12 protein-coding genes and 1 riboswitch are annotated in these 17,602 nt (G+C 39.0%); of the genes, 8 read left to right on the top strand and 4 right to left on the bottom strand.

All coding sequences use genetic code 11. From position 1 onward, the window contains the following. Positions 1–5: 5 nt before the first annotated feature. Together AC1M9M_RS08390 and AC1M9M_RS08385 are read right to left on the bottom strand one after the other, a co-directional pair. Positions 6–2,201, bottom strand: coding sequence for a bifunctional SulP family inorganic anion transporter/carbonic anhydrase (locus tag AC1M9M_RS08390; protein ID WP_481596108.1), 2,196 nt, complete (start codon positions 2,199–2,201; stop codon positions 6–8). A 198-nt stretch (positions 2,202–2,399) separates the two neighbouring features. Beyond that, the gene (locus tag AC1M9M_RS08385) at positions 2,400–4,766 is read right to left on the bottom strand and encodes a Tex family protein (protein WP_481596107.1); all 2,367 of its coding nucleotides are present in this window, start codon (positions 4,764–4,766) and stop codon (positions 2,400–2,402) included. A gap of 482 nt (positions 4,767–5,248) precedes the next feature. Between AC1M9M_RS08385 and ompR the strand changes: the two genes are divergently transcribed. The 3 genes from ompR to AC1M9M_RS08370 all read left to right on the top strand — a co-directional run bounded on the left by ompR (position 5,249) and on the right by AC1M9M_RS08370 (position 9,307). Further along, on the top strand, positions 5,249–6,013 hold the full coding sequence (gene ompR, locus AC1M9M_RS08380; RefSeq protein WP_035263934.1) for an osmolarity response regulator transcription factor OmpR: 765 nt from the start codon (positions 5,249–5,251) through the stop codon (positions 6,011–6,013). A 107-nt stretch (positions 6,014–6,120) separates the two neighbouring features. Beyond that, entirely contained in the window at positions 6,121–7,581 is a 1,461-nt protein-coding gene (locus tag AC1M9M_RS08375; RefSeq protein ID WP_092767308.1) for an ATP-binding protein, read from the top strand. Between the two features lie 208 nt (positions 7,582–7,789). Beyond that, positions 7,790–9,307, top strand: coding sequence for an acetyl-CoA hydrolase/transferase family protein (locus tag AC1M9M_RS08370; RefSeq protein ID WP_092767310.1), 1,518 nt, complete (start codon positions 7,790–7,792; stop codon positions 9,305–9,307). 397 nt (positions 9,308–9,704) lie between these two features. On the opposite strand, the gene phoU is transcribed toward AC1M9M_RS08370, so the two are convergent. Both phoU and abuO read right to left on the bottom strand, forming a co-directional pair. Beyond that, positions 9,705–10,430, bottom strand: coding sequence for a phosphate signaling complex protein PhoU (gene phoU, locus AC1M9M_RS08365; protein WP_035263928.1), 726 nt, complete (start codon positions 10,428–10,430; stop codon positions 9,705–9,707). A 96-nt stretch (positions 10,431–10,526) separates the two neighbouring features. Continuing rightward, the gene (gene abuO / locus AC1M9M_RS08360) at positions 10,527–11,867 is read right to left on the bottom strand and encodes a multidrug efflux outer membrane protein AbuO (RefSeq protein WP_481590435.1); all 1,341 of its coding nucleotides are present in this window, start codon (positions 11,865–11,867) and stop codon (positions 10,527–10,529) included. A 279-nt stretch (positions 11,868–12,146) separates the two neighbouring features. Between abuO and AC1M9M_RS08355 the strand changes: the two genes are divergently transcribed. The 5 genes from AC1M9M_RS08355 to dksA all read left to right on the top strand — a co-directional run bounded on the left by AC1M9M_RS08355 (position 12,147) and on the right by dksA (position 17,580). Then, the gene (locus tag AC1M9M_RS08355; RefSeq protein ID WP_481591482.1) at positions 12,147–13,199 is read left to right on the top strand and encodes a hypothetical protein; all 1,053 of its coding nucleotides are present in this window, start codon (positions 12,147–12,149) and stop codon (positions 13,197–13,199) included. 40 nt (positions 13,200–13,239) lie between these two features. Next, positions 13,240–13,359, top strand: a riboswitch (TPP riboswitch). Positions 13,360–13,446: 87 nt separating this feature from the next. After that, positions 13,447–15,342, top strand: coding sequence for a phosphomethylpyrimidine synthase ThiC (thiC, locus tag AC1M9M_RS08350; protein WP_481596106.1), 1,896 nt, complete (start codon positions 13,447–13,449; stop codon positions 15,340–15,342). 73 nt (positions 15,343–15,415) lie between these two features. Beyond that, on the top strand, positions 15,416–16,042 hold the full coding sequence (locus AC1M9M_RS08345; protein ID WP_481591484.1) for an NUDIX domain-containing protein: 627 nt from the start codon (positions 15,416–15,418) through the stop codon (positions 16,040–16,042). Positions 16,043–16,045: 3 nt separating this feature from the next. After that, the gene (gene cpdA, locus AC1M9M_RS08340) at positions 16,046–16,852 is read left to right on the top strand and encodes a 3',5'-cyclic-AMP phosphodiesterase (RefSeq protein WP_481591485.1); all 807 of its coding nucleotides are present in this window, start codon (positions 16,046–16,048) and stop codon (positions 16,850–16,852) included. Between the two features lie 206 nt (positions 16,853–17,058). After that, complete coding sequence (dksA, locus tag AC1M9M_RS08335; RefSeq protein WP_035263919.1) at positions 17,059–17,580, top strand: RNA polymerase-binding protein DksA; 522 nt, start codon at positions 17,059–17,061, stop codon at positions 17,578–17,580. Positions 17,581–17,602: the final 22 nt, after the last annotated feature.

The following is a 17,602-nucleotide window of genomic DNA, read 5'->3' as shown; positions in this document are numbered from 1 at the left end:
ATCATTCAAGATAAAAAGTTGACTTGACCAGATTTCACATCATAGATTGCGCCAACAATCCCAATCTCTTTACGCTCAATCATGTCTCTTAACGTGTCACTATTTTTAATAATATAATTAATATTATTTCGCACATTTAACACAGTTACGGCATCAATAAAATTGGTTGTAAGTTGATAATTACTCATATCATTTTTGACTGTTTCCGCCGCCTGCATAATCGGCTTCAAAAAATGCTGAACGTTCGGTGTATCTTTTAGTTGACTCAAATCCACTTTTTGCTCAAATAAATGACAAGCAGATCCTACCGCACCACAGTCCGTATGCCCCAATACCACGATCAGTTTTGAACCTTTGGTTTTACATGCAAACTCTAAAGAGCCCACGACTTTTTGACCAGCAATATTTCCAGCAATACGCAAACTGAATAAATCACCGATTCCTACATCAAAAATGCGCTCTGTCGGTGCTCTAGAATCCATACAACCCAACACTGCAGCAATAGGATGTTGCCCTGCATTTGACGTCACTTGAATTTGGCGAGCAATATTATGGTGTAAACGCTGATGATTAATAAAACGCAAGTTCCCGTCTTTTAGCATCTGTAAAACTTGATCAGGACTGAGCTGTTTTTGGAGTTCTTGCGTACTCACATCAAGATCGAGCTCGTCCTCTTTTATTTCAGGATAATGTGCTTTAAAACCTTGTAAATTAACTTTTATCCCCTGCTTTATCGCCACTTCACTTTGAAAGTCCTTAATAATTTGATAGATATCTGGATCAATATAATAGGTATTGGATGCATCGATTAGCACATTTTCATGCGGTTTAACTTTTTCTAAAGCGGTGACGAGTGCGGCACGATTTAAAAAACTTAAATTCGGTGCTAATTCAATACGGGTAAGTGAACCATGCAAGTGTTTTTCATGGATCACACGTACACCACGGTGTAAATGACTCTGTAAGATAATCAATAAACTGATCACTAGACCAATCATGATGCCTTTCAGTAAATCAGTTGCAATGATTGCAACTACCGTGATAATAAAAGGTAAAAATTGTTTCCAACCTTGCGCATAAATCCGTTTAAATAGGCTTGGTGTTGCCAATTTAAATCCAGTCAAGATTAAGATTGCTGCCAATGAAGATAGCGGTATCGCATTGATTAATGGGGTGAGCGCCACCACTGCAACAATCAGTAAAAAACCATGAAAGATTGCAGAAAATTTGGTTTTAGCTCCACTGGTTGCATTCACTGAACTACGAACAATGACTGAGGTAATCGGCATACCACCGATCAATCCTGACATAGAGTTTCCAACACCCTGTGCAAATAATTCACGATTCGGTGGTGATGAGCGCTTTTGTGGATCCATCTTATCGGCAGCTTCTAAATTCAATAGTGTTTCAAGAGAAGCTACCACCGCTAATGTAATTGCACCCGTATAAATTAAACTATTATTCCAATACGAAAAATCTGGAAACTGGAAAATCGTTTCTGAACCAGAAAAGATATTCGGAAGATTAATCAATTGTTGAGGGTTTACTGCATATGGAGAGCCGATTTTCAACATTATAAAGTTAAGAAGTCCAGCAAATATCACCGCAATCAAGGCTGAAGGCAGCGGCAGCTTTTTTAATTTACTACTATCCCACAGTAGGATTAACGCAATACAACTTAGACCAATTAATCCTGAGCCAATATCAATATGACTCAGTACAGATTGAATTGACCATTGATCAATCAAAGCAAATCCTTTGACGTCCAAACCAATCAATTTAGGTAATTGACTGATAATCAGTAACAGACCAATCGCGGCAAGCAATCCCAAAATCACATTGGTGGGTACGAAATTTGAGAAAACACCTAACCTAAAAATACCAAATAATATTTGTAAAATTCCAGCTAAAAACAATGTGAACAAAAAGGCTTGATAATTACCTTGTAGTAATTCAATTTGGGTCAATACAATCGCCACTAAGCCTGCAGCGGGACCAGATACACTGATATGTGAGCCACTAAAAAAACCAACAACGATTCCACCAATCACGCCAGCAATAATGCCTGAAATGAGTGGTGCACCTGATGCATGAGCTATGCCCAAACAAAGCGGAAGTGCAACAAGGAAAACAACCAGACCTGAGAGCAAATCACGACTATAAAATCGAGGTTTCAGCCCTTTATTTTGAGATATACTCATGTTTAATTTCTCTTAATTATATGACTTATAAAGTTAAAAATAATTTTGAAGTGATTAATTGATTATTAAGTTTTTCTTGTTGTTTTATACCATCTTAAAGTTTACATTTAAAATAAATCACCTTGATGTTCTTCATTTATTTAAAAACATAAGCATAAAAAAACCTCCCATATGGGAGGTTTTTTACCTGATTAAAGATTACTTCGAACCTTTAACCCCTGCTTGTAATAATAATGCACCTAAACCACCAATCTTCTGTTCTTGTGGTTTCTGCTGCTGAGGTTTTTTCGCATGTTGTGGGCGATCACCGTGTGGACGTGCTTGCTGAGCACGCTTCGCGTGTGGTTTACGCTCACCACGTTGCTCTTGCTGGCCTTGAGTTTCACGGCGTGGCTGGCGCGGTGCCTTCGCAGGTGCTTCAGATCCTGCAGGACGCATCGATAAATTAACACGATTACGTTCCACATCAACTTGTAACACACGCACTTGAACAATTTGCCCTGGTTTCACAAACTTATGTGGATCAGAAATAAATTCATTCGCTAGTTCTGAAATATGAACTAAACCATCTTGATGAACACCAACATCAACAAATGCACCAAAGTTCGTTACATTGGTCACTACACCTTCAAGCTCTAAGCCTTCAGTCAGTTGTGAAACCTCAGTAATGTCATCACGGAACTTCGCTGTACGGAACTCCGGACGTGGATCACGACCTGGTTTTTCAAGCTCCGCCAAAACATCTTGGATCGTTGGTAAACCAAATTTGTCATCAACAAACTCTTCAGGTTTAACCTGACGAATGATTTCAGTATTGCCAATAATATCTTTTACAGTGGTCGCTTTCGCTTCAACAATCTTGTTGACTAAACCATAAGACTCAGGATGAACTGCTGATGCATCCAATGGTTCTGAACCATCTTGAATACGTAAGAAACCTGCAGCTTGCTCAAAAGTACGCTCACCTAAGCGTGGTACTTTTTTCAAATCTTGACGATTATCAAAACGACCATTCTCTTTACGGTAGTCTACAATTTGCTGTGCTATAGATTTGTTTAATCCTGCGATGTAACCCAAAATCGCTGAAGATGCTGTATTTACATCTACACCGACTGAGTTCACACAGTCTTCCACTACAGCTTCGAGCGTTTTTGCCAAGCCTGTTTGATTCACATCATGTTGATATTGACCTACACCAATTGATTTAGGATCAATCTTCACAAGTTCAGCCAATGGATCTTGTAAACGACGCGCAATAGATACTGCACCACGAATCGATACGTCTAAATCTGGTAATTCTTGTGAAGCCAATTCAGATGCTGAATATACTGAAGCACCTGCTTCAGATACAGACACGCGCGTTAATTTAAGATCAGCATGAGCAGCCATCATTTCCGCAACAACAGCTTCTGTTTCACGACTCGCGGTACCGTTACCAATAGCAATTAGCTCAACATTGAATTCACGGCATAAACGTGCCAATTCATTGATCGACCCTTCTTTATCTTCTTTAGGTGCGAATGGATAAATCGTGCTGTGTGCCAATACATCTCCAGATGCATTCACGACAGCCAATTTCACACCTGTACGGATACCAGGATCCACACCTAAAGTAGTACGTGAACCTGCTGGTGCAGATAAAAGTAAATGACGTAAATTTTCTGCAAATACTTGCATTGCTTCTGCTTCAGCAGCCAAACGCTTTTCTGTCAGAAGTGAATGCTCAATTGTAGGCCGGACTTTGCCGAGCCAGAATAATTTTGCAGTTTGCTTCAGAAAATCTTGACGGGCTTGAGGTTGAACTTGATCAAGATTGTATTCAGTTTCAATGCGTGCCAAAGGAGCATCATTTTCACCATCAACTTTTAGACCGAGTACATTCTCTTGACGTCCACGTAACATTGCCAATAAGCGATGTGATGGAACTTTGTTTAAATTTTCAGAAAAATCGAAGTAGTCACGGAATTTTTTACCAACTTCTTTTTTCTCTTCACTAGCAACTAAGCTTTTTAACACTGCTGTTTTTGCAAACATCGCTTTAAGCTCTGTCGTGAGTGCAATATTTTGTGCCCAGTCATCAATGAGAATATGCTGAACAGCGTCTAATTGACTCTCTAAATCAGGATAATCTTCATGATTAAATCCTTCTAAAGCTTCTGCAGGTTCAACATTTTCATTATAGATTTTTTCAGCGATTGGGCCTAAACCAGCCTCTTTTGCTTTAAATGATTTACTCGTACGTTTTGGACGATACGGTGCGTAAATTTCTTCTAATGCATTTTTTGTTTCAACGGCATTGACGCGAGCTAACAAATCATCCGTGAGTTTATTTTGTTCTTTCAGTGATTCAATGACCTTTTCACGGCGTTCAAATAAATCACGAAGGTAAGTTAATCGGGTATCCAGTTGACGTAACTGCGTATCGTCTAAGCCTTGAGTTACTTCTTTACGGTAACGTGCAATAAATGGAACACTAGAACCTTCATCAATCAGCTTAATGGCAGCTTCTACTTGGTTTGGACGTACGGCAAGTTCACTTGCCAACTGCTGAACTAAGTCAGTCATCGTGTTAAATTCCACAAGGATAAGGACTAAAAGTTAGTGATTATAAAGACCGAGACTATAAAATCCACAATTGTTTTGAATATTTGCAATGAAATTTTAAATAAAAGTCTCAATTTTTCTAGTTTTATCTCCCAGAGAAAAAGCTTCTAGTGAGATCTCTGATCAATTATTTGAGTGTAATGCGTCATTGTGTCATCACTTTGACAATGAACTAAAACATTTAACTCTTTATAATCACTTTATTTTTCTGATTTTGATGTAAATTTTTTGCTTTCAATACCACTTCAAATTAGCTTCATATTGAATAGCGATTTTATTTTAAATTATTTGCTTAAAAACAGGTCAATACATGTTGTGATTTGGTTTCAGAACACACTTAAAATTGTAATTTTGAGCAATTTGATACATAGTCTTAACAAGAACTTAGGCATTATACTGAGACAAATGACTATTTATAAATACAACTTTTAAGGGAGTGCATCATGAGTTTAGTTGTACCTGCTGAAAATACTGATGTAGTACACAATGACACTGACAGAGTTGAACGCATTCTGGTCGTCGACGATGATGTGCGTCTTCGTACCCTTTTACAACGGTTTTTAGAAGATAAAGGTTTTGTGGTTAAAACCGCACATGATGCCACGCAAATGGATCGGTTATTACAACGTGAACTTTTCTCGCTCATCGTTTTAGATTTTATGCTTCCTGTAGAAGATGGTTTGAGCATTTGTCGTCGTTTAAGGCAGTCTAACATTGACACGCCTATTATTATGCTCACTGCACGTGGTAGCGACTCTGATCGTATTGCAGGGCTTGAAGCAGGTGCTGATGACTATCTACCAAAACCATTCAACCCAAATGAATTGTTAGCTCGTATCCGAGCTGTACTACGTCGACAAGTGCGTGAGGTTCCTGGGGCACCAAGCCAGAATGTTGAAGTGGTTTCATTTGGTCCTTGGTCACTCGATCTATCGACTCGAACACTGACTCGTGAGGGTCAAGTGGTGACCTTAACTACTGGTGAATTCGCAGTACTCAAAGCATTGGTGCAACATCCTCGTGAACCGTTGACACGTGATAAATTAATGAATTTGGCACGTGGTCGTGAATGGGGAGCAATGGAACGCTCTATTGATGTTCAAGTCTCTCGTTTACGTCGTTTAATCGAGGAAAATCCGGCTCGTGCACGCTATATTCAAACGGTGTGGGGTGTGGGATACGTATTCGTACCAGATGGTGCAGAATAATTTTTTAAACAATGGACTCCGCCATCAATGATGTCGGGGTCTTTATTTTATGTATTAAACAATTACATGCACTTATTCTTTTTAAGCCCAAACTCTCAGGTTAGACCGTGAAACTTGATCCTATTGACCCACAAAAATTTAATGAATTTGTTGCGTATTCAGAGCGAAAACGAACGAAATGGGAACGCTTTCTTGACAAAATCAAGCCGCGCTCCGCTGCAATGCGAACAACAGTTTTGGTTGTTTTTGTGGTGTTCTTTAGTCTGTTTATGTCACTTTGGTTTTTTTGGAAAACCCTCTATTTACCAGAGATTCAACAGCATGCACGCTACCTTGCGGTTGAACTCGAAATTATCAACAACCCCGACCTTCGAATTTTTCATGGTGACACTGAACTTGATGTTGACACATGGTTAAAACAGCGTGTTGGAATTGAATACGTTACAGACCCTGCTGCGTTCCCCAACCAGCGCGATAAAGTCATTGCTGAATTCTTTACGAACCAAGTTGAAAAACGTTTGGCCAAAGAGCTCGACGTGCCTGAGGTCACCGTCTATTTCCAATTTAAACCTAGCCCACGTATTTGGATTCAAACCCCAGAAATGAACGGGAATTGGGTTCAAGAACCGTTAAAAACTTATGCAAATTATAGCCCCGAATTGATTTTGGCATGGTTTCTTGGCGTACCGCTGATTTCAGCCATGATTATCTTAACTTTAGTGAGACAGCTCAATCGCCCACTACGCCGACTTCAAAATGCAGCAAATAGCTATAGTAAAACTGGAAAAGCCCCCTATCTTGAGACGAACCACGGACCTTTGGAAATCCGCCAAGTCAACCAAGCCTTTAATCATATGATTTATACATTGGAGCTCACTGAACGTGATCGTCAAATTATGTTGGCTGGTATTTCACATGATTTAAGAACCCCGCTCACTCGAATTCGACTGAGTGCTGAAATGATGTCAGATGATGACTTCTTGAAAGAAGGCTTAATCTTTGATGTGGATGATATGGATGCCATTCTTAATCAGTTTATTTCTTACATGCGTGATGGTTCAGATGAAGACCTAAAAGAAACCAATATCAATACCCTTTTGCAAGAATTGGTTATTCAGTTTAAACCCCTGGATATTCGCTTTGAACCAGAAGAACTCCCACTGATTACTGCTCGTTCGCTTTCCCTCAAGCGCTTAATTGGTAACTTAATTAATAATTCTAAGCGTTATGGTGCTGAACCCATTGAGCTAAGTGCGAAAGTCGAGGGAGATCATCTAAAAATTTGTGTTGCTGATCACGGTGATGGAATCCCAGAAGATCAAATTGCAGACCTTATGCAACCTTTTGTACGTGGCAATGAAGCACGTACCATCCAAGGGAGTGGTCTTGGTTTAGCCATTGTAAAACGAATTGTCGATATTCATGAAGGTGAATTAAAAATTCATAATCGTCCTGAAGGAGGTCTTGAAGCTATCATTCTACTGCCCCTTTCAACACCTCAAGTTGCTGATATTTCAACCAATAGCACCTTAGATAAAATCAGGCAAACCATCACCGAACGATTTTGATGAATGGTGAATAGTTGAACGGTTGAATTGGTTTAATTATTCACCACAATGAAAATTAAAAATAAAAAACAATATCTTACAAACCATAATATATCTTTATATCCGCATTTTTTGAAAAAATTAGACCTTAGCCTAACAGGTATGCAAAATGGCTCGCTTGATCGGTACAATCGGTGCCAGATCCAGAATATCAAGAGAAGAGTAAACCATGTCTTTAGATCGCATTCGTTTAGAGTCACTTCATGAAAAAGTCATTTCAGCTGAACAAGCTTCAACGTTTATTGAAGATGGCATGACCGTAGGTATGAGTGGTTTCACGCGTGCTGGTGAAGCTAAAGCAGTTCCATTGGCATTGGTAAAACGCGCTCATACAAACCCTTTAAAGATCACTTTAATCACTGGTGCGTCTTTGGGTAATGACTTAGATAAACAGTTAACTGAAGCTGGCGTATTGGCTCGTCGTCTACCTTTCCAAGTCGATAATACTTTGCGTAAGGCGATCAATAAAGGCGAAGTAATGTTTATTGATCAGCATTTGTCAGAAACTGTTGAACAAATGCGTAATAAACAATTGAAAAAGCCTGATATTGCTGTAATCGAAGCTGTAGCAATTACTGAAGATGGTGGCATCATTCCAACGACTTCAGTAGGTAACTCAGCAAGCTTTGCAATCTTTGCAGAAAAAGTAATTGTTGAAATTAACACAAATTTAAGCCCAGCATTCGAAGGCTTGCACGATATTTATATCCCATCTTATCGTCCGACACGTCAGCCGATTCCACTCACTCAAGTCGATGAGCGTATTGGTACACATGCAATTAATATCGATCCTGCTAAAATTGTTGGCATCGTATTTAACAGCGAATTCCATGATTCTCCATCAACAGTCACTGCACCAGATGATGAGACTCAAGCAATTGCAAACCACTTAATCGAATTCTTTGAAAAAGAAGTGGCTGAAGAACGTCTTCCTAAAAATTTAGGTCCATTACAAGCAGGTATTGGTTCAATTGCGAATGCAGTATTAACGGGTCTTAAAGAATCGAATTTTGAAGATCTCATCATGTACTCAGAAGTACTTCAAGACTGTACTTTTGAATTAATTGATGCTGGTAAAATGAAATTCGCTTCTGGCTCATCAATTACACTTTCTGCACGTTATGGTGAAAAAGTATTCAATAATCTTGAGCAATACAAAGACAAACTTGTATTACGCCCTCAAGAAATTTCAAACCACCCAGAATTGGTACGCCGTTTAGGGATTATCGGGATCAATACTGCGCTTGAATTTGACATCTACGGCAATGTGAACTCTACGCACGTATGTGGTTCAAAAATGATGAATGGTATTGGTGGTTCAGGTGACTTCGCACGTAATGCGCATATCGCAATCTTCGTGACTAAATCAATCGCTAAAGGCGGTGACATTTCATCTGTAGTGCCGATGGCATCTCACGTAGATCACACAGGTCATGACGTAGACGTTCTTGTTACTGAACAAGGTCTTGCTGATTTACGTGGTCTTGCACCGCGTGAACGTGCACGTGCAATCATCGATAACTGTGTTCACCCATTGTATAAAGATGCATTAAACGACTATTTCGATCGTGCATGTGCTAAAGGTGGACAAACTCCTCACCTACTTACAGAAGCGCTCTCTTGGCATTCTAATTTCGAAGAAACAGGTCATATGTTATCTGCACCTGCTGAAGCAAAATCTGCATAAGTATGACTTAAAAAAGCCCTGAATATCAGGGCTTTTTTTATTTCGAAAGATTCTAAAATACTTTTAGATCATCATAATAGTTGACATAAACTAATGAAATAGGCAGGATTGGGCAGGACACTAAAGTGTGATAAAGTTTACATTTTACAAATATTAAATTACACAAAATCACACTTTTGCAGCTGAACTTTACACATAATTTGAATATTATTATTTCATAGCAAGATTATGAGTGAACAAATAATAATAACAGCGTACTGTTTCATCAGTTTTCCTTCCTAGATTTCCCCCAAAATCTAGGAATTTTTTTGTCTATATGTTTTACAGAACTCAAGTTTAGTGTCCGCATAAAAAAACCTCGATATTCGAGGTTTTTGTGTATTATATGAATTCTATTTTAATGATTACCTTGAACTTTTTCTTCAATCTCTTCCACACTGGTGTGTCGTACGTCATAGCCTTTAGCCATATAAATCACTTGTTCAGAAATATTTCGCGCATGGTCACCAATACGCTCCAAAGAACGCAGCACCCACATGACATTCAGAACACGAGAAATATGACGAGGATCCTCAATCATGTAGGTCATTAATGTACGTGTAGCAGATTGATATTCACGATCGATATCTGCGTCAGCCAACAATACTTTAAGTGCTTGCTCTGCATCAACACGTGCAAATGCATCCAATGCATCATGAATCATTACTCGCACTTGATTACCGATATGACGTGTTTCCATATAACCACGAGGTGATTCACCTTCTTCACATAGATTTTGGGCTATACGTGCAATTTTAGCTGCTTCATCACCAATACGTTCTAAATCGGTATTGGCCTTGCTCATTGCAATCACCATACGCAGATCACTTGCAGCAGGATGGCGACGCACTAAAATCAAAGTCAAACCTTCATCAATTTCACGCTCATAGCGATTTACCGTATTATCCTGAAATTGGACATCTACAGCTAAATTCACATTGGTGTCTAAAAGAGCATGAATGGCATTAGCAACTTGTTGCTCAACCAAACCACCCATCGCCATAAATTTGGTATGGACATCTTGCAAATCTTCGTTAAATTGAGAAGAAATATGGTGGCTAAGTACAGGATTATTAGAGCTCAAAGTCTTATTACTCCACACAGCGTGAATGGATTGAAATTTTTGCCATATTAAAGCATATCAATTGTGAATATTTGATGACAAAACAATCAATTTATTCTATTTTTCAACTAACCATGCATTCATTTGACGAAGCTCATTTTCATTCAATTGACCCACAGAAGCCTTCAACCTCAACACATTCAACACATAATCATATTGAGCATTCACAAAATCTAATCGCGTTGCAAAAGCATTTCTTTGCGCAAGCAACACATCAACCATACTTTTAAGCCCTTCATCATACTGAGCTTGGGATGCTTTCGCGACTAATGCTGAAGAATCCATGGCAGCTTTGCGCGCTTGCAATGTAGCACTATCCATATCAATTTGTAGGTAAGATTTTTTAGCATCTGTGGTTGCTTTACGTATCGCAGCTTCTAATTGGCGTTCCGACTTTTCAACATTTTTTGTCGCTTTATCAATATTAATTTTAGTTCGCCCACCGGTATAGGCATTCCAGTTCATTTCTACACCCACCTGATCGAACTGTCCATCACTCGATATAGCTGTTTGTGGTGACTGTTCACTATATCCATAAGTGGCTACGGCTTCGACTTGAGGATAAAGCGCCGCTTGCTCTACACGTCGCTGATCATTGGCATATTGACGTTGCAAACGCGCTTGTAGAATTTCAAGATTCTGTTCTTGAGCTAATTTAGTCCATTCACTCATGATATTCGGTACAGGCTTTTGATACTCGAAATCATCACTTAAAACAGCGAGCTTTTCTTGGTAAGGTCCAATCAACTGAGCAAGTTGCTCTTGTGCCAAGATTAATTGAACACCTGTCGCAATTCGATTTGCTCGCGCATTTTGATATTGTGCATTCGCTTCGCTCACATCGCTTTCAGCAACTAAACCTTCTTTGAGTTTGGCATTCATCATATTGAGCTGCTCGAATAATGCTTTTTCTTCTTGAGCGTTAGTGAGCGTTAAAGCCTGTTGACGTAGTACATTAAAATAAGCTTCAGAGACATTTAATATATGTTGTTGCTGTTGCTGTTTTAAAGTGACTTCACTCAGTTGAACTGAGGTTTTTACCTGTTTATATCCCTGCCAAGCATCCATTCTGAAAATGGGTTGTCGTGCAGTAATCGCAATTTGACGAGTGGTCGATGTCGATGCCAACAGGTCAGAACTATTAAAAAAAGGATTCGATTCTGTACTTGAACGATTTACATCTTGGTTTTTACGCGTCACATTTCCTGAAACGGTTACTGTCGGCAGCAAATTACCTTTTGCTAAACCTATATTTAACTGATCAGCCTCATACTGCAACACGTTGGCTTGCCAATTTGGATCGGTTTGCTTTGCTCGCTCATAGGCTTCAACGAGGTTCAATGCAAAGCTCATCGGGCTAAGTGCAATTAAACTGACTGCAAGTAGAGTTTTTTTCATGATAATGACTTCACAGCACCTTAAGCATTTGAATAACAAGTAATTAGAATAGGATGTTGCAAATATAATCTTTAATCGAGCTTTTTACGTATCAATTTTATTATTTTTTCATTTAATCCGGAGAATTATTTTGAATTATGCACATTGATGTATGTTTTTCATACATTATTTTAACGCTTGATTGCGAAGCAACTACAATAAATTTCACTGTACGGTTTTAAAATAAGTGAAAATCTATTTGCGCCTCATTTCACACTTTAACTGTATTTTGATATCTCAATGAAGTCATTTTTGCACACGTTTAAGCCTATTCGTCAATTATTGACTCTTATGGTCGTAAGTCTTGGCTTAACTGCGTGTCAAAAACCGATTTCCGAAGAAATACCTACTGAATCTCCAAACCCAACCCAAAACCAGAACACCACACCTGATCTCAACCTTATTTGTCAAAAACTCAAAAAAGAAATGCTCGGGATAACTGCTCAACGGACTACATTCGCCATTGAGCAAATCAATCAAGATATTCGACTTTGTCTTCCCTTAATGCCCTTTCAGGAACAGAAAGAATTGATCGGTTTGGCAGACATCATGTATAGAAATTTCTTAAGTATAGATCGATCAGCTGATCAGCAAAAAGCTTTTGATTTATATGCTCATGACCAGTCGCAATTTCCGACGATTCAACAATCACAAATTGAAAAATTACATCCACGAGATCAATATTTACTTCGGCATAAAGGTCAAGCGTATATTGATCTCGTCGATATTAACCACCAAGCAACCTATCAAAGAAACCCATATTATTTAGCACGAGTATTTGCCCCCTATTTCCCTGAGGCAGAACAAGCATTTATGCAAGAACTTGCTGAACAAAATCAGCAAGCACAATTTGAAGATCCTCATTTTCATCTTGAAGCAAAAGAGATTTCTAGACGTGCCCAGTATTGGGAAAATTATCTAAAAAAATATCCTCAAAGCAGTTTCCGTTTAGATGCAGAGTACCTTTATCATTTTTATTCAAATCTATTATTTAAAGGTCTCAACCATGATCCTGTTTCTCATGATTTTGAAGGACGTGTTGAAATTGCACCCGATGCTTTAGCTGAAATCGAACAACTCGCAAATATGAAAAATAGTCGTTTAGCAGATCAAGCGAGACTTTTCTTAAAATTTATCGAACTGGATTCACAACAAAAAAGTAAATTAACTTCAAATCAGACTGATCAAAATCCGCAAGTTCTTATACAGCTAAGTCACTATTTAAACTTAAAAACTGTTGATCTTGAAAATCGTCGTAATTGCTTTAAAGACGCAATTTGTTATGCATCATAGTCTGATGACTTTAATCGGACTTTATATGTTAATATTTTGGCATCGCTTGACGGAGCGCGAGTAATAACTCGCTGAGATCACCTAAAACATTGTTTTGATGGTGAGTACCGTTGAACCTGATCAGGTTAATACCTGCGTAGGAATCAAGCCATCTAAAAACTTTGTTCTAGGTTATTCATTCAGGATAATTCCGCCACCGTTTTTGGTCGTGCTTGATTCGTTGATGTCATTCATAAGGATCATTGCAATGAACCAATTAACGAATCTTTCAAATACAGATCTCTCTGCTCAACATGAGCAAGATGCTCAAGATCTCATCCGCATTTTACCAGCGTCAAAAAAAGTCTATGTTCAAGGTTCTCGTCCAGATATTCGCGTACCCATGCGTGAAATTGCACTCTCCGATACACCAACGGGCTTAGGCGGTGAGTATAATCCTGCCATTTTGGTGTATGACACTTCAGGTGTTTATACCGACCCTGAGATTCAAATTGATTTAAATCGAGGCCTACCAAACCTCAGAGATACATGGCTTGAAGAGCGCGCAGATACAGAACAACTCGCGACATTAAGCTCAAAATTTGGGCGAGAACGTCTTCAAGATATTCGTACAGCTGGCATTCGTTTCGCACATATCCAGAAACCTCGTCGAGCTAAACCAGGACATAACGTTACGCAAATGCATTATGCTAAGCAGGGTATTATCACGCCTGAAATGGAATACATTGCGATTCGAGAAAACCAAAAACAGCGCGAAGGTGTGGATACTCGCCAACATGTTGGTCAAAACTTTGGTGCAAAAAATTTATTAGAAATTACACCCGAATTTGTACGCCAAGAAGTCGCTGCAGGTCGTGCCATTATTCCTGCCAATATCAATCATCCTGAACTCGAACCGATGATTATCGGACGAAATTTCCTAGTGAAAATCAATGCCAATATTGGCAACTCAGCACTGGGTTCATCCATTGATGAAGAAGTGGCAAAAATGACATGGGCAACACGTTGGGGTGCTGACACCATCATGGATTTATCTACGGGTAAAAATATTCACGAAACACGCGAGTGGATTATTCGAAACTCCCCTGTACCTATTGGAACTGTTCCGATTTATCAAGCATTAGAAAAGGTGGATGGAATAGCAGAAGATCTTACATGGGAAATTTTTAAAGACACTTTAATCGAACAAGCTGAGCAAGGGGTTGATTACTTCACGATTCATGCTGGTGTTTTATTACGCTATGTTCCTCTCACAGCCAATCGCTTAACGGGCATCGTTTCACGCGGCGGTTCAATCATGGCACAGTGGTGTCTTGCACATCATAAAGAAAATTTCTTATACACCCATTTTGATGAAATCTGCGAGATCATGAAAGCCTATGATGTCTCATTCAGCTTAGGTGATGGTTTACGCCCTGGGTGCATTCAAGATGCCAATGACGAAGCCCAATTTTCCGAACTGCGTACATTAGGAGAATTAACCCATCGAGCTTGGGAACACGATGTGCAAGTCATGATTGAAGGTCCTGGTCATGTTCCTATGCATATGATTAAAGAAAATATGGATTTACAACTTGAGGTTTGCAAAGAAGCACCTTTTTATACATTAGGACCATTAACAACAGATATTGCACCTGGTTATGATCATATTACTTCAGCAATTGGTGCAGCCATGATCGGTTGGTATGGAACAGCGATGCTTTGTTACGTAACACCTAAAGAGCATTTAGGTCTACCCAATAAAAAGGACGTCAAAGATGGCATTATCACCTATAAAATTGCAGCACATGCTGCAGACCTCGCCAAAGGACACCCAGGTGCTCAAGTCCGTGATAATGCGCTTTCAAAAGCACGTTTTGAGTTTCGTTGGGAAGATCAATTTAATTTAAGTTTAGATCCTGATACGGCACGTAGTATGCATGATGAAACCATGCCGAAAGAGGCACATAAATCAGCGCATTTCTGTTCGATGTGTGGACCTAAATTTTGCTCAATGAAGATTACCCAAAATGTGCGTGAATACGCTCAAAATCAGCAGTCTGACAACCTAGATCTCAAGTTAAATCAAGAGATTGAATCAGGTCTCAACACCATGAAAAATGAGTATCATAAGCAAGGACAAAAGTTGTATCAGAAGCTGTAAAAATTAAAAAATCTGTTTTTCTTTAATGCAATCTCAGTTAGGATGAAATAAATTTTTGTCCTAACGTATACGAATGAAAATTCTTGAAAAAGCTACTTACAATAATAAAGATTTTAAGGTCCATTCTCGCGAATCCCTTTATCAAGGATTCATTCGTATAGAGAAAGTGAGCATCACACATCGTTTATTTGGTGAGAATACTTATACCCCAACAATTCATCGTGAATTAGTGCATCGAAAAGAAGCTGCTGGTGTACTCATCTACAATGATGCACTCAAGCGCTTTGCACTGATTGAACAATTCCGAATTGGTGCAATCGATGATCCTATCTCCCCATGGCAACTAGAAATCATTGCAGGCGTATTAGATGGCGATGAATCACCTGAAACATGCATTCAGCGTGAGAGTTTAGAAGAATCTGGTTGTGAAATTCGTAATCTGGAACATTTATTTACCTTCTACCCTTCTGCTGGTGCGTGCGATGAAGTTTTTCATTTGTATGTTGCAGAAGCAGATCTTCCTGAGCTAGGCGGTATTCATGGTATGCCAGATGAAGGTGAGAATATCCAACTGCATATCTTAGCTTATTCAGATCTTGAACCATTATTGGCATCCAAACGATTGTGTAATGCACCTGTCATCATGGCTCTGCAATGGCTCAAACAGCACATTGCCACTACCTCTATAGCGCTGAGGTAATTTATGACGCCTTTAATCAAACAGAATAAAAATGATCAGCTCATTATCCAAATTACCGATACTCATCTCATGGATCATCCTGACACGCCGTTTGTTCAGATAAATCCTGAACAAAGTTTTCATGCAGTGATCAATGATATTTTAAATCGCTATCAAGACATTGATGCGATTATTCATACAGGTGACTTGGCACAGGTACCACATGAGGCAACTTATCAGCGATATTTGAGTTTCATGAAAAATTTGAATATTCCGTTTTATCAAATTCCAGGGAATCATGATGATGCCGAATATTTTCCTTTTGCAGCGCCTGATCCTATACCGGCCGTGTTAACTTTCGAAACGTGGAAAATCGTCCTATTAAATAGTGCTGTGCCCCACAAAGTAGATGGTTGGATTAAAGCAGAACAATTGAATCATTTATCAATGATTCTTCAGGAAACACAGCAGCACCCAGTCATTTTGGCGTGTCATCATCACCCACTTGAAATGAATTCCAAGTGGATTGATCGACACATCTTAAAAAATTCAGATCAATTGACACAGATCATGGCAGAGTATCAACAGATTCAAGCAGTGATCTTTGGACATGTGCACCAAGATTCGTTGAATGTCTGGAAAAATATTCAATTTTTATCAACGCCTTCCACCTCTGTTCAGTTTAAACCAAAGACTGAAGATTTTGCCTTTGATGACCTTGCACCAGGCTATCGCAGCCTGCTATTGAAAGCTGATGGTAGCTTTGAAACACGTGTTCATCGCCTACAAAATTTTGCGCAAAATATTAATAAAGAAATTTCAGGTTATTAGCTTTTCTTTTAAAGTGTTTTGGATTAAGTTATCTGTCCGAATGGAATCTGAACAGTCCAAAACAGATATTCATAGCTTTCATCTTTGATAAAAAATCTATATGATGACGCCCCCGATAGCAACAATCTATCGGAAGCGATAAAAACACTTGCATATCACCATATTTTTTGCGTACGCAAACACGCATATGATGAGGAATGCCCTTTATGGCGAATGACAACCAAAATCAAGTCTTGGAAGAAAACAACGTAGTTGCTGAAAAAGTAAAACGCGTGCGTAAGACCAAGCCAAAGACTTCCGAAGGCGGTACTACAGCGAGTCTATTTGGCATCGAGCCTTATCAGCCGAAAAAAAATGAAGAATACATGTCTGAAGGTCAACTTGAGCATTTCCGTCAAATTTTATTGGCATGGAAAGACGAGTTAATGTCAGAAGTGGATCGAACATTAAATACAATGCAAGATGAAAATACTGCATTGCCTGATGTAAATGACCGTGCAACGCAAGAAGAAGAGTTTGCGATTGAGCTTCGTACTCGTGACCGTGAACGCAAGTTAATTCGCAAAATTGAACAATCTATCGAAGCAATCAAAAATGATGACTATGGTTTCTGTGAAACCTGTGGGATCGAAATTGGCTTACGTCGTTTAGAGGCTCGTCCAACAGCGACGCTTTGCATTGATTGCAAAACTTTAGCTGAAATTAAAGAGAAACAAAATAACGGTTAATCATGTTATTTAATAATCCTTC

The sequence above is a fragment of the Acinetobacter sp. ANC_7503 genome (genome assembly GCF_056780035.1).
This window is presented reverse-complemented; position numbering and strand designations above follow the sequence as displayed.

Coding starts and splice junctions, on each gene's coding strand:
- AC1M9M_RS08355 (WP_481591482.1), top strand. CDS start 12,147: ATGAAGTCATTTTTGCACACGTTTAAGCCTATTCGTCAATTATTGACT.
- cpdA (WP_481591485.1), top strand. CDS start 16,046: ATGACGCCTTTAATCAAACAGAATAAAAATGATCAGCTCATTATCCAA.
- AC1M9M_RS08345 (WP_481591484.1), top strand. CDS start 15,416: ATGAAAATTCTTGAAAAAGCTACTTACAATAATAAAGATTTTAAGGTC.
- dksA (WP_035263919.1), top strand. CDS start 17,059: ATGGCGAATGACAACCAAAATCAAGTCTTGGAAGAAAACAACGTAGTT.
- thiC (WP_481596106.1), top strand. CDS start 13,447: ATGAACCAATTAACGAATCTTTCAAATACAGATCTCTCTGCTCAACAT.
- abuO (WP_481590435.1), bottom strand. CDS start 11,867: ATGAAAAAAACTCTACTTGCAGTCAGTTTAATTGCACTTAGCCCGATG.
- AC1M9M_RS08385 (WP_481596107.1), bottom strand. CDS start 4,766: ATGACTGACTTAGTTCAGCAGTTGGCAAGTGAACTTGCCGTACGTCCA.
- AC1M9M_RS08390 (WP_481596108.1), bottom strand. CDS start 2,201: ATGAGTATATCTCAAAATAAAGGGCTGAAACCTCGATTTTATAGTCGT.
- ompR (WP_035263934.1), top strand. CDS start 5,249: ATGAGTTTAGTTGTACCTGCTGAAAATACTGATGTAGTACACAATGAC.
- AC1M9M_RS08370 (WP_092767310.1), top strand. CDS start 7,790: ATGTCTTTAGATCGCATTCGTTTAGAGTCACTTCATGAAAAAGTCATT.